Raw genomic sequence first — 13,719 nt, forward strand, 5'->3', positions numbered from 1 at the left:
GAGGGGACACTCCTGGGCAAAGCCTGCCATTTTGCGGCATAACGCGCTTGTCATGCTGGAGAATAGTCCCGCCACCCCCTCGAACCTCCCTATGGGCTTATCCAGCGCGGAGGCGGGCCGGCTGCTGGCCGAACATGGCCCCAATGAGGTTGCCGAGCCCAGGCGCAACCCCCTGACGGCCTTATTGGGCAATTTCTGGGCGCCCGTGCCGTGGATGCTGGAGGCGGCGGTCTTGTTGCAGGCTCTCACCGGGGCCTATCTGGAGGCGGCCGTTATTGCCGGACTCCTCCTATTCAACGCAGCGCTATCCTTTGCGCAGGGGAGGCGGGCTGATACCGCCTTGGCCGCGCTCAAATCGCGCTTGGCGCTCACGGCCTCGGTCCGGCGTGATGGCGCCTGGCTCACCCTGCCCGCGCGCGAGATTGTTCCCGGGGATTTGGTAAAGCTGTCCCTCGGTGCGATCGTGCCTGCCGATGTGCGCCTCGCCAGCGGCAATGTGCTGCTCGATCAGTCGATGATCACCGGAGAATCGCTGCCCATTGACGCTGGCATTGGTGCAATAAGCTATGCGGGTTCTATGGTGCGCCGGGGGGAGGCGCAGGCGCTTGTGATTGCTACCGGCGCGCGCACCTATTCCGGCCGGGCTGCCGAATTGGTGCGCATTGCCCATGGGCCCAGCGCAGAACAATCCGCGATCCTCCGCGTTGTACGAAATCTTGCCGTGTTCAATGGTTTCGTGCTGCTGCTGATGATCGGCTATGCGCGCGAACATGACATGCCGGTCACGCATCTTATCGCGCTTACGTTGACCGTTATTCTGGCCACCGTTCCAGTCGCTCTGCCGGCCACCTTCACCCTTGCCACGGCGCTTGGCGCGCAAAGCCTTGCCCGCCGCGGCGTGCTGCCAACACGCTTGTCCGCCGTGCACGAAGCCGCCGCCATGGATGTCCTCTGCGCCGACAAGACGGGCACATTGACCCAGAATCAGCTCCACGTAAGCGCGGTGCGAGCCTTTGGCAGCGATAGCATGGTCAGCGTTTTGGCCCTGGCCGCCGCGACGAGCAGCGAAGGCGGCAAGGATGCCGTGGATTCGGCGATCCGGCTTGCCGCACACGAAAGCGGAGCCGCGCCACTGCCCATACGCCGCTTCGTTCCCTTTGATCCTGCCCGGAAAGCATCTGAAGCGCTGATATGGCAGGATGGTGCCGAATGGGTGGTGATGAAAGGTGCATACTCGGCGCTGGCGGCTGTCACAACGGTGCCCCCAGAGGCAGCACGCATGACTGATGAACTCGCGGCCGACGGTAATCGTGTACTGGCCGTAGCCTGCGGACCAATGGGCGCACTGCACATCGCGGGGCTTGTGGCTTTGAGCGACAGCCCGCGTGACGATGCCGCGCCGCTGATTACCGAACTGGTCAATCTCGGCGTTGCCACTGTGATGGTAACGGGTGATGCCGCCGCCACTGCCGAAACTATCGCACACGCTGTCGGCATCGACGGCAATATATGCCCGGCAGGTAGCATTCCCACCCAAGTTGCACCGGACGATTACGCAGTCTTCGCGGGCGTCTTCCCCGAGGACAAATTCCGCCTTGTCAAAGCCTTTCAAAAGGGCGGCCATACGGTTGGCATGTGCGGTGACGGTGCGAACGACGCGCCAGCCTTACGGCAGGCGCAAATTGGCATCGCCGTGGCTACGGCTACCGATGTTGCGAAAGCCGCGGCGGGGCTGGTGCTGACCGAGCCAGGGCTTGGCGGGATCGTGACCGCGATCAAGGAAGGCCGGGCCACGTTTCAACGCATTTTGACCTATACCATGAACGCGCTGCTACGGAAGGTTGAGCTGGTGCTGTTCCTTGCCGCTGGCCTGCTGATGACCGGCCACGCCGTGCTGACGCCCATGTTGATGGTGCTGCTGCTTGTGGTGAACGATTTTCTGACCATGTCGCTCACGACCGACCGCGCCCATCCATCCCCGCGTCCAGAACTCTGGAGGATCGGTCCAGTCAGCGCGGCGGCGGTGCTGCTTGGTTTGGTCAAGCTGGTATTCCTCATCGGTGTGCTGGCCTTCGGGCATTTTGAGCTGAATCTGGAGATCGAACCGCTTCGCACGCTTGCCTTCTTCACCATGGTGATCGATGCCCAAATCACTGTCTACACAGTGCGCGAACGCCGGCGGATGTGGTCATCCATGCCCGGCGGCTGGGTGCTGGCCTCCAGCGCGCTGGATATTAGCATTGGCACCCTTGTCGCGCTGACCGGTTGGCTGACACCGCCGCTAAACGCCCTGCTTCTCATGGAAATCGCCGGGGCAGCGGCGCTGTTCGCCATTCTGTTCGATGCATTGAAAGCCCCTCTTTTCAAATGGCTGGGAATCGCATGAGCATTGCGCTTTCCTTGCCCAACATGACCGAGATCAATCGCGGAATCCTAAAACAGCCTCTGAACGACATCATCTGATACAGAACGGAGAAACGCCCATGACCTATCATTTTTTGGCCACCATACAATTGCCCTTCGAAGACGCTTGATCTTGTCAAGAATGACAAGGATTTTTCGGGCGCGCTTGGATTTCTTATCTCATGGCCGGATCTGAACCGCGCGGCGGCTCTGGTAATGGAGCGCAGGCGCGAATTGGACGGAGATCGGTATGAAATCCTCACCCCGGCATCAGAGGCGCTGGCGGGCAAGCATAAGCTAGCGGCCGTGCTGGTGCTGCGGGCGATGATCGATTTCGCGCTCACCCACAACCGTTCCAGCAGCTACAAGCACGCCGCTCGGCATTTGCTGAGCTGCACCAGCCTGTCTGCCGGAGTTGAGACATGCGGGGGCTTGGAACCGCACGATGCCTATGTGGCCCGGCTACGGCGGGAGCATGGCCGCAAAAATGCGTTCTGGAGCCTGGTGGCGTAAGGCCCGGCCCAGTGGCGTATAATTCTGAGGATCAACTTCGCTAAGCGCCGCCGGGGAAGAGAACTTGTTGCCATATGGCGATATATTTCTTATATATAGCCATATGACAGGAGCTGCCTATGTCTGTGCTTAGCCAGATCATCGTTGCGCCGAAGCCCTTTTCGCCTGACCCGATCACCGATGAAGAGGCAGGCGCCATGTTCCGCGCGGCCTTGAACCTCTTCCGCCTATGGGAGGTGACAGACGACCAGGCCGCGATCATTCTTGACTTGCCCCGCCGTACCTTTGCCCGCTGGAAGGCAGGCGAGATTGGCCGGATTGGCCGTGACGGCAAGGCCAGGCTCTCCAACCTCATGGGGATCCACAAAGCCTTGCGGATCATTTTCAAGGAGCCGGCGCGCGGCTATGGCTGGATCAAGGCCCCAAATGCGGCATTTAGCGGCCGCTCGGCTCTGGATGTCATGCTCCATGGCGAATTAACCGATCTCATGCGGGTGCGGCATTATCTGGATGCGGAGCGTGGCGGCTGGTGATCGACCCGTCGATCGTCCCCATCTCGCCGGTTCATTGGGTTGGTGCCAGGCGGATCATCCGCAGCCTGTATCCGCCTGTCGATTTGTTCGAGGATATCGCCGATCCAGAAGATTGGCCCTTATTGATTGCCGCTGAGCAGAAGACCAATCCGCGCCTCATGGAAACGATTGGCGCCCTTGATCTGGTACCGGTGACGCGGCGCGTTTCTGGGCCGGGGGCGAGTTACCTCATGGCCCCTTTCACGCATGTCAGCCCTGAGCGACCGAGCCGGTTCAGCGCAGGGGCTTATGGTGTGCTGTACGCCGCGCGGACATATGAGACGGCCCTGCTTGAAACCATTCACCACCACGCCCGCTTCATGGCACAGACCGGCCAACCGCCTGGCTGGACATCGCAGTTCCGGGAGCTTGTGTTGGATATCCAGGCCTCGCTGCATGACCTGCGGGGCGGGATTGACGCATTCGCATCCGCACTAGACCCGGATGATTACACCATGGCGCAACAATTGGCTGTGGCCTTACGGGGCGGCGGGTCCCAAGGGCTGGTTTATCCCAGCAGGCGCGATCCTAACGGTGTTTGTGTAGGACTGTTTTATCCGGATCTAGCCTCGCCGCCTGTGCAAGGGCGCCATCTTGATTATCATTGGGATGGGGCTCGCGTTGATTTGGTCCGCGATGCGGGGACAGGGGACGTGTTTCGGGTGAAGGAATGCTGAAGGGCGGGAGCAAACGAAGGCCAGATATGTTTGCATTTTTCGAAGTGACATCTTTCAGCCCGCTCCGGGTTTTTGGGAAACCAACGGGTAGTTTGGATACCCCTCGCGTTAAACGGTGCGGGCATGGTGTTTATGTTGGCCAATTAGGGCATTTTGAGCCAAAAATCGAAGCGAGCGAGGATTTCTAAGTGTATTATTTAGGGTAGTGCACGCGCGGTTTCGAAAGATAGAAGAATATACTTGATTAAATTTAATGCCATTCCGTCTCATAACCTGAAGGCCGCACGTTCAAATCGTGCCCCCGCAACCAACTTCATTTGCGATGCAAGAACAGAAATAGAACCGTCCGCAAACATGTGGGCGGTTTTGCCGTTTGCAGCACCCAGCACAAGAATCCCAGCCAAAGCACCACGGATCTCAACGCGCAGTTCTCCATTCTCAGGAACAAGACGCACCTCCTCGATCAGGCCGCGAATAATCCCGAAGGCTTCGTCCTTGGTCGATGGGTCGGCCAGGGCGTCATGCAACGCCGCCACCTTGTCCCTGTAGATTGTCGCCAGGTTGGGATGCAGGGCCGGTTCTTCGGCCGGCCGGTTGCTCAGCAGGCTCTGGTGAGTTCGTCTTCCCGGGCTTCCAGGGCGATCATCTGGCTGGATTCGTTTCTTGACATCGGTGTCCTGGGACCGCCTTATGTTTGTCAATTCACAAGAGGTCAGACATGGCGGAAAGCATCCAGAAGGAGGACTGGGAGCGCTTTCGGGCCTTGGGGAGCGTACCCCCAAGCATTCGCGAAATCGTGCTCAGGTCATGGGTCAGATCACGCGACAGCATCGGGCTACAGCGTCTGAAGCGTGCTCCGTTGGTCGCTGATGAGGAATTGTACGCCATCCGCTTGCATAACGCCCGGCTGCGGCGTGCGGCGAGGGATGCGGTCGGTCGCGCGGGGTATATGCTCGACGGTGCCGGGGCGATGCTGCTCTTGTGCGACCGGGCAGGAATGGTGCTGGATGCCACTGGCGATGCAAGTGTTCGTTCACGTGGCGAGGAAAACCATCTGCATCCGGGGGGACGCTGGGACGAAGGAGCGATCGGCACCAATGCGATAGGCACAGCGTTGCACCTGGGCAAGCCGGTTAGCATCACCGGGGTCGAGCATTTCTGCGAGGCGATTCAGCGCTGGTCCTGTGCGGCGGCCCCAGTTCGCGATCCGATCACCGGCGGTATCCTGGGCGTGGTCGATATCTCGGCCCCATCAGATGAGAACATGCGCCAGGGCGCCGCGTTGTCGGTCAGCCTAGCCATGCAGATAGAGGAGTCGCTGCGTCGGCTTGGTTTGCAGGAGCATCAGTTCCTCCTCGATCGGCTGCTGTCGCGGCGGGGGCGTGGCGGTGAGGAACTGCTGCTGTTGGACAGATACGGCAACCGGATCTGGGCCAGTGAGAATTTCAACCGCGTCGAGGAACATTTCCGCGTTGGCGAACGAATGCTGGAGGAGCTTGCCGCCATCGCGCTCCCTGGCGACGAGGGTAATCCCTGTGCTCTGGCCGGGCGGATGCGTGAGGCGTTACCCGAGGCCGATGTGAGCCTGATCTCAGAAAACGGTGAGGCCTTTGGACTGATGCTTACCTTTACAGCTGCGCGCCCACGCGGCACCACGGTGCGAGGAGACCTTGCCGCCATCGCGGAAACAGGCCCGACCTTGGCCGCGATCTGTGCTGAGGCGCTGGACCTCGTCAAAAGCGGGGTGCCGCTGTTGATCGAGGGGAGGGCAGGCAGCGGCAAAGAAACGCTGGCCCGCGCGCTGCACGGTGCGGGTCCGCTTGCAAAACTGCCGCTGGAGGTGGTGGATTGCAGCCTGCTGGAGGCACAAGGTTTGCGCGGTGGTCCGGGCGGCTTCGCGGGGGCGGTTGGCGGCACTCTTGCGCGGCTGGCAGAGACTGGCGGTACGTTGGTCTTGGACGAGCCGGCCGAGACGCCAACCGGAGTGCAGGCACTACTGGTGCAGGCACTCGCGCATCTGCATCGTGAGGTCGGCATGCCGATTCAATTTATCAGCCTATCGTCTGTTGCGATGTCGGAGTGTCTTGCGGCGGGGGCGCTACGGGCGGATCTGCATTTCCGGCTATCGGGGGCGATCCTGCGCCTGCCCTCATTGGCTGAACGCCAGGACGATCTGAGGCAGTTGGTAAAGCGATTCTCGGAGCTTTATTTAGATCGGCGCAAGGGCTGTGCCCTGCGTTTCACCCCCACCGCCATGCTGCGGCTGCAGACTTATTCCTGGCCTGGAAACCTGCGCGAGTTGCGTAACCTGATAGAGGCGCTTTCCGCCACCTCTTTCAGCCGACTGATCGACGTAGCCGACCTGCCGCATTGCATTGTGCAGGGGATGGGCAAGGCGCGCGAGGACACCTTGCGTGATCGAGAGCGGGCCGAGATCCTGAACGCCGTGGCGGAATGCGCTGGCAACATGACCGAGACGGCGCGGCGGTTGGGCATTTCGCGCTCGACGCTTTATCTCAAGCTAGAACAATACGGAGTCCCACGCGGCCGTCGTGGCTGAGTTTGTTTGCGGTTGTGCGTTATCGCGTCCGCAGCATGTCTAGCAGATTGTCTGAAAATCGGACAACACTCTCTCCGGAACACGGGCATCTTTCCAAAGCGCCATGGGTAGGTGGCGCCAAAGGAGGAGGATTTACCCGTGCCATTAGAAAAACAAACGGGCCGCCGTCGCGTGCAGGTGCTTGGCATCGACGCGGGCGGCACTATGACCGACACGTTCTTCGTCGATAGCGAAGGTGAGTTCGTCGTTGGCAAAGCACAATCGACGCCGCAGAACGAAGCCTTGGGCCTGATAGCCAGTTCCAAGGAGGGGCTGGAACATTGGGGTCTGATGCTGGAAGATGCATTGTCCGAGATCCAAACCGGCGTCTATTCAGGCACTGCGATGCTTAATCGCGTGGTGCAGCGCAAGGGGCTGCGTACCGGTCTGATCGTCAATGCGGGGATGGAGGATTTCCACCGCATGGGCCGCGCCGCCCAAGCATATCTAGGTTTCGCCTATGAGGATCGCATCCACCTCAACACGCATTATTATGATGATCCGCTAGTCCCACGTCATCTGACCCGCGGCGTGATGGAGCGGATCGACATGTCGGGCGACGTGGTGATTCCGTTGCGCGAGGAGACTGCCCGCCAAGCTGCACGCGATCTAATCGCGCAGGATGTGGAAGGCATTGTCATCTCATTGCTGCACAGCTATCGCAACCCAGCGCATGAGCGCCGTGTGCGCGATATCGTGGAAGAGGAAGTCAGGGGCGCGGGCCGGACCATTCCGGTCTTTGCCTCGACCGACTACTACCCGGTGCGCAAGGAAACCCATCGTACCAACACCACGATTCTCGAGGCTTTTGCTGCCGAACCCTCTCGGCAGACGCTGCAAAAGATCACCACCGCCTTCAAGGAAAACGGCTCGAAGTTCGATTTCCGCGTGATGGCAACGCATGGGGGGACGATCTCATGGAAGGCCAAGGAACTGGCACGTACCATCGTCTCCGGCCCCATCGGGGGCGTGATCGGGGCAAAATACCTGGGAGAGGTGCTGGGCTACTCCAACATTGCCTGTTCCGACATCGGCGGCACCTCGTTCGACGTGGCGTTGATCACCCAGAACGAATTGACCATTCGCAACGACCCCGACATGGCTAGGCTTCTCTTATCGCTGCCGCTGGTCGCCATGGATTCGGTCGGCGCGGGAGCGGGCAGCTTCATCCGGCTCGACCCCTATACCAAGGCGATTAAGCTGGGGCCGGATTCGGCGGGCTACCGCGTCGGCGTCTGTTGGGCTGAGTCGGGCATTGCCACGGTGACAGTCTCGGACTGCCATATCATCCTGGGGTATCTGAATCCTGACAACTTCCTCGGTGGGCAGGTCAAGCTCAGCCGGGAGCGCGCCTGGAACGCGATGAAGGAACAGATCGCCGATCCGCTGGGGCTTTCGGTCGAGGATGCCGCCGCTGGGGTGATTGAGCTCTTGGACAGTGATTTACGCGATTATCTGCGTTCGATGATTTCGGGCAAGGGTTCGACGCCAGGCAATTTTGTCTGCTTTAGTTATGGCGGCGCGGGACCGGTTCATACCTACGGATATACTGAAGGTCTTGGCTTTGAGGATGTCATAGTTCCGGCTTGGGCGGCAGGCTTCTCGGCTTTCGGCTGTGCAGCGGCAGATTTCGAATACCGGTACGACAAGTCGCTCGACATTAATATCGCCACCGATGCCTCGGGTGACCTGAAGGCGGTGCAGGCGCAGACCCTGCAATCGGCATGGCAGGAGCTAAAGGAACGCGTGCTCGAGGAATTTGAGATCAACGGCTACAGCTCGGATCGGGTAACGCTGCAACCGGGCTTCCGCATGCAGTATCGCGGCCAGCTTAATGACCTCGAGATCGAAAGCCCGATCATGGAGGCACATGGCGCTGAGGACTGGAACAAGCTGGTTGATGCCTTCAACGACACTTATGGCCGCGTCTATGCCGCCTCGGCCCGCTCGCCGGAACTGGGCTATTCCGTCACCGGCGCGATCATGCGCGGTATGGTGCCGATCCCGAAGCCGAAAATTCCCAAGGACGAACTTCAGGGCGAGTCCCCGCCCAACTCGGCGAAGCTCGGAACTCGGAAATTCTACCGTCATAAGAAATGGGTCGATGCCCAGCTTTATAAGATGGAAGCGCTGTTGCCGGGTAACCGTATTACCGGGCCTGCAGTTATAGAATCCGACGCTACGACCTTTGTCGTGCCCGGCGGTTTCGAGACCTGGCTCGACGGGCACCGCCTATTCCACTTGAAAGAAGTCTGATTTCTCGGGAGGAGAAACATCATGAATGTGCAGTCTAAGGTTGATATAAGCGGAATCGTGCGCGGAGGTGAGACGCTCAAGGGCCATCGCGATCGGCTGATGGAGGCAACAAAGCGGACGAAGCATTATGCTGGCCTGTCGAAGATGGAACTACGCGATAGCGATCCGATCAAATACAATAAGTTGTTCTCTCGTCTGCGGGCCGGTGTGGTTGATGCGCGTGAGACCGCCAAGAAGATCGCGGCCAGCCCTATAGTCGAGCAGGAGGGGGAACTCTGCTTCACCCTCTATAACGCTGCCGGCGACAGCATTCTGACTTCGACCGGGATTATCATCCACGTCGGCACAATGGGCGCTGCGATCAAATACATGATCGAAAACGGTTGGGAGCAGAACCCAGGCGTCCGGGATGGCGACATCTTCTGCAACAACGACAGTCTGATCGGGAACGTCCACCCTTGCGATATCCATACGATCGTGCCGATTTTCCACGAAGGGAAACTGATCGGCTGGGTCGGCGGCGTAACCCATGTCATCGACACTGGCTCAGTTGGGCCGGGCTCGATGTCCACTGGACAAGTGCAGCGTTTCGGCGACGGCTATTCGATCACCTGTCGCAAGATCGGTGAGAATGACGTGCTGTTCCGCGATTGGCTGCATGAATCGCAGAGAATGGTGCGTACGACTCGCTACTGGATGCTGGACGAACGCACCCGCGTCGCTGGCTGCCATATGATCCGCGACCTAGTGTTGGAGGTGATCGCTGACGAGGGCATCGAGGCTTATTGGAAATTCGCCTATGAATCGGTCGAACATGGCCGCGTTGGCCTACAGGCCCGGATCAAGGCTATGACCATTCCCGGCAGGTATCGCCAAGTCGGCTTCGTCGATGTACCCTATGCGCATGAGGATGTGCGTGTGCCGTCCGATTTTGCCAAGGTCAATACGATCATGCACACCCCGTCCGAAATCACCATTCGCTCGGACGGCACTTGGCGGCTGGATTTCGAGGGATCAAGTCGCTGGGGCTGGCATACCTACAATGCCCATCAGGTTAGCTTCACTAGCGGCATCTGGGTGATGATGACCCAGTCGCTGATCCCGACAGAGATGATCAACGACGGTGCTGCCTATGGAACAGAGTTTCGGCTGCCCAAGGGCACCTGGATGAACCCCGATGACCGCCGCGTCGCCTTCAGCTATTCATGGCACTTCCTGGTTAGCTCTTGGACAGCGCTGTGGCGCGGCCTCAGCCGGGCCTATTTTGGCCGAGGATACCTAGAAGAGGTCAACGCTGGCAATGCCAATACTTCGAATTGGCTGCAAGGTGGCGGCTTTAACCAGTATGACGAGATCCACGCCGTGAACTCGTTCGAATGCGCTGCGAACGGAGTCGGTGCCTCAGCCCATAGCGACGGCATCAGCCATGCCGCTGCCGTCTGGAACCCGGAAGGTGATATGGGCGACATGGAGATTTGGGAACTGGCTGAGCCGCTGGTCTATCTAGGCCGACAGATTAAGGCCAGTTCGGGCGGTGCTGGCAAGTATCGCGGCGGTTGCGGTTTTGAATCGCTGCGCATGGTCTGGAACGCCAAGGACTGGACGATGTTTTTTATGGGCAATGGCCATATCAGTTCCGACTGGGGACTAATGGGCGGCTATCCGGCTGCCTCGGGTTATCGCTTCGAGGCGCATGATACCCGCCTGAAAGAAATCATTAGAGAAGGCGGTGTTATTCCGCATGGCGGCGACACCGACCCGGAGAACCCGACCTGGGAGGCGATGCTGCCTAATGCCCGCATCAAGCGCGACAAGCAGGCCATCACTACCGAGGCGATGTTCAAGGACTATGACCTTTACCTGAACTACATGCGCGGCGGACCTGGATTTGGCGATCCGTTGGACCGCGAACCGCAGAAGGTGGCCGATGACGTAAACGGCGGCTACTTGCTGCCCCGCTTTGCCGAAAGCGTGTATGGCGTAATCCTGGCCGATGCTGGCGACGGTATGACGGGAGTTAACATCGTCGCGACCGAGGCAAAGCGCACTGCCATTCGCAAGTCCCGGCTGGAGGAAGCCGTGCCGGTCAGTGAATGGATGGCATCGGAACGCGAAAAGATCCTGGACAAGGACGCAGGCGTCCATGTCCAGCAGATGTTCGCGGCGTCCTTCAAGCTGGGCCCACGGTTCGAACAGGATTTCCGTAAGTTCTGGAACCTACCCGAGGACTGGCAGCTGCTGGAAGCAGATCTGCCGATCCCCTCCTACGGGCGCGAATATTCGATGGACATCTCCGAACTGCCGGACGTCAAGACGGTACAATTCGTCGAGGAGTGATTGTTTTCGGCTGTGCCTACTCCCTTTGGGCGCAGCCACCTCCCTTTCAAGGCCAAACTCAACAGGAGAACCACATGGCCTATACCAAAGCTAAGATCAAAGACCTGCTGGACGGCAAGATCGACCGAGACACACTGCACACCATGCTGTCCACGCCTAAGGACAAGGAGCGCTTTCAGGTTTATCTGGAGCTCCTGCAAGAGCAGGTGAAGTGGGATGACCAGATCATCCTGCCGTTAGGGCCGAAGCTTTATATCGTGCAGCGCAAGCTCGATAAAAAGTGGATGATCCGCAGCCAGGCTGGGTACGATTTCTGCGAATGGGACCAAAACTGGAAATTGCACGCCCGCATCCGGGTGCGCGATACCGCTGCGCAGATGGAGGAACTTTATCCCCGCCTGATGGCGCCTTCGCCCGAATGGCAGGTGATTCGCGAGTATTTCTGTCCACTCTCGGGCGACCTGCTGGATGTCGAAGCGCCGACGCCTTGGTATCCGGTGATCCATGACTTCGAGCCCGATATTGAGGCGTTCTACAAGGACTGGTTGGGCATGCCGGTGCCAGAACGGGCCTAAAGATCGCCTTATAACCAACAGGGGTGGACCACGCCCCTGTTTCTGGCGAAGATGTCTGAATATTGGATTGGCTGGCTCACGAATGAGAAAACAATCGATCGAGACGGTGTAAAAACTTGTTTCTGAAGATTGGCACGAGACTGTTTGGAATTTTGTGCCTGACGCGTTTTGTTAGACCCTTGGGAAGCGATCCGAACATGATTGCGAGCTGACTTCTGACAGCATGCCACTCGCGCACCGAGCGCTTCCACTCGGTGGATGTAGCATTCAAGGCCAAGTAGATCAATTTCGCCGCTGCCTCGTCACTTGGGAAGTGGCCGCGAACAAACCACGATGGATGTGGCCTGCCTTCAGAAACCGCCCGAGCAGATCAACAAACCGGTCGTCCCGGATAAGCCGCCGCACACAGCGAAGCAGAAGCCGATGGTGAACCGTGTCGAAGTAGCTCGCCAGATCACCTTCGATGATCCAGCGGCCCCTCGTCCCGGCACTACTATCCTGCAACTGTATTTTCACGGTCCGGACAGCGTGATGCACGCTGCGTTCCGGCCTGAAGCCGTAGGAGAGGCGATGAAAGTCGCTTTCCCAGATCGGCTCCATGGCCATCAGCATCGCACGCTGGACGACGCGGTCTTTCAGGGGCGGGATACCCAGTGGGCGTTTCTTGCCATTGGCTTTCGGGATATAGATACGCCTGACCGGCTGCGGGCTGTAATTCCCCGTCAGCAGGTCCGTTCGCAGGCTGGCTAGATGTTGCGCCAGTCCAGCCAGCATCCGTTGCTTATCCATTCCGTCAACGCCCGGCGTATGAGCGCCGCTAGACGCCAATACGATCCGGGCAGCTTCGGCAAGCCACGCCTGATCGTCAATGAGTCGGAGAAGGCGATCAAACCGCCGGGTTGAATCGCTCTCAGCCCATGTCGCGAGCTTGTGCTGCATTTCGCTGATTATCAAAGGTCTTCACCTCATTTGGTCAGATAGTTTGCACCTCAAGCCGATTGAACTGCCCCCTTCGCCATGTCGCCGGATTTCCCGATCGTGGACTATTACGGGGGCTCCGCCAGCATGGTGGACATCGGGGCCAACTCCCTTGGCATTCCATCAAAGCTACCAAGCGGAATAAAGCTGTACGATAATGGCCGTCGAATTTTCTTCAACCGCGATTGATCGTGGTCGAATCGGTCACCGCTAACAAGGGCGCCGATCTTGATTCTTACCAAATCGTACCAGCGCAACTTGCGATCGATCGCCAAGTCAAACATCGTGCGAACGTGAATTCACCGCAAATGGTCGAGCCGAAGGTGAAGGATGGAACTACAATGCAATTTGCACGCAGAGAATAAATCGAAACGAAAAATTCAACATATAGTCGTTTCATTTAAGGTTGGAGCGATATAAGCTCTCCCGCCTCCTGTCTGGAGAACTGAGGCTTGCGTTTGAGGATAGCGAACGTCTGTTCGATCGTTGGGGTGGAACGGCCCAAGGCATCGACTGTCCCATAATGAGGTTGCTCAAAGACCAATCAGAAAGGGCCGTTCCACATATGTCGCGCTCTCACATCGGAATTCTCGAAGTTGAGCCAGGCAGCTGGGCGACAAAGGTCGAGATAACAAGTAATGTAGCGAAAGGAAGGTCGGTGCAAATTGCGTAAGCGTAAGCTGTTGCCCGCCTTGCGGTGATTTCCCTGATCCTGAATCTGGCCGTTTGAACTGAACGGCGGTTTTCATGGACGACGACACAGTAGTTGAGAGGGTACTCCGGAGGGCTCCGGAGGTGTTGGGGGAGGT

The 13,719-nt window shown here is 58.8% G+C and carries 11 protein-coding genes; 9 read left to right on the forward strand and 2 right to left on the reverse strand.

Annotation, left to right across the window (positions count from 1 at the left end; translation table 11 throughout):
- Positions 1–52 precede the first annotated feature (52 nt).
- The 4 genes from BUB54_RS12660 to BUB54_RS12675 all read left to right on the forward strand — a co-directional run bounded on the left by BUB54_RS12660 (position 53) and on the right by BUB54_RS12675 (position 4,165).
- On the forward strand, positions 53–2,386 hold the full coding sequence (locus BUB54_RS12660) for an HAD-IC family P-type ATPase (RefSeq protein ID WP_048880621.1): 2,334 nt from the start codon (positions 53–55) through the stop codon (positions 2,384–2,386).
- Positions 2,387–2,493: 107 nt separating this feature from the next.
- On the forward strand, positions 2,494–2,916 hold the full coding sequence (locus BUB54_RS12665; protein WP_342351564.1) for a DUF6880 family protein: 423 nt from the start codon (positions 2,494–2,496) through the stop codon (positions 2,914–2,916).
- 119 nt (positions 2,917–3,035) lie between these two features.
- On the forward strand, positions 3,036–3,449 hold the full coding sequence (locus BUB54_RS12670; RefSeq protein ID WP_073211710.1) for an MbcA/ParS/Xre antitoxin family protein: 414 nt from the start codon (positions 3,036–3,038) through the stop codon (positions 3,447–3,449).
- A complete protein-coding gene (locus BUB54_RS12675; RefSeq protein WP_048880223.1) occupies positions 3,446–4,165 on the forward strand; it encodes an RES family NAD+ phosphorylase in 720 nt (239 codons plus the stop codon). The genes BUB54_RS12670 and BUB54_RS12675 overlap by 4 nt, the downstream gene beginning before the upstream one ends.
- A 266-nt stretch (positions 4,166–4,431) precedes the next feature.
- On the opposite strand, the gene BUB54_RS20825 is transcribed toward BUB54_RS12675, so the two are convergent.
- Positions 4,432–4,866 (reverse strand): hypothetical protein, encoded by a 435-nt coding sequence (locus BUB54_RS20825; RefSeq protein WP_175556509.1) that lies wholly within the window; start codon positions 4,864–4,866, stop codon positions 4,432–4,434.
- A 17-nt stretch (positions 4,867–4,883) separates the two neighbouring features.
- Between BUB54_RS20825 and BUB54_RS12685 the strand changes: the two genes are divergently transcribed.
- The 4 genes from BUB54_RS12685 (at position 4,884) to BUB54_RS12700 (ending at position 11,932) form a co-directional block, all read left to right on the forward strand.
- Positions 4,884–6,725 (forward strand): sigma-54-dependent Fis family transcriptional regulator, encoded by a 1,842-nt coding sequence (locus BUB54_RS12685; protein ID WP_048878545.1) that lies wholly within the window; start codon positions 4,884–4,886, stop codon positions 6,723–6,725.
- A 138-nt stretch (positions 6,726–6,863) separates the two neighbouring features.
- Positions 6,864–9,020 carry a hydantoinase/oxoprolinase family protein gene (locus tag BUB54_RS12690; RefSeq protein WP_048878544.1) on the forward strand — a complete coding sequence of 719 codons (2,157 nt, stop codon included), beginning with the start codon at positions 6,864–6,866 and terminating at the stop codon, positions 9,018–9,020.
- Between the two features lie 21 nt (positions 9,021–9,041).
- Entirely contained in the window at positions 9,042–11,357 is a 2,316-nt protein-coding gene (locus BUB54_RS12695) for a hydantoinase B/oxoprolinase family protein (protein ID WP_048878543.1), read from the forward strand.
- 74 nt (positions 11,358–11,431) lie between these two features.
- Positions 11,432–11,932 (forward strand): acetone carboxylase subunit gamma, encoded by a 501-nt coding sequence (locus BUB54_RS12700; protein ID WP_048878542.1) that lies wholly within the window; start codon positions 11,432–11,434, stop codon positions 11,930–11,932.
- Positions 11,933–12,214: 282 nt separating this feature from the next.
- On the opposite strand, the gene BUB54_RS12710 is transcribed toward BUB54_RS12700, so the two are convergent.
- Positions 12,215–12,871: a reverse transcriptase domain-containing protein gene (locus tag BUB54_RS12710; protein WP_217652500.1), complete on the reverse strand. Its 657-nt coding sequence runs from the start codon at positions 12,869–12,871 to the stop codon at positions 12,215–12,217.
- Positions 12,872–12,949: 78 nt separating this feature from the next.
- On the opposite strand from BUB54_RS12710, the gene BUB54_RS20830 reads away from it, so the two are divergent.
- Positions 12,950–13,099: a hypothetical protein gene (locus BUB54_RS20830; RefSeq protein ID WP_175556510.1), complete on the forward strand. Its 150-nt coding sequence runs from the start codon at positions 12,950–12,952 to the stop codon at positions 13,097–13,099.
- Positions 13,100–13,719 lie beyond the last annotated feature (620 nt).

This window comes from Acidocella aminolytica 101 = DSM 11237 (assembly GCF_900129125.1).
Classification (GTDB): Bacteria; Pseudomonadota; Alphaproteobacteria; order Acetobacterales; family Acetobacteraceae; genus Acidocella; species Acidocella aminolytica.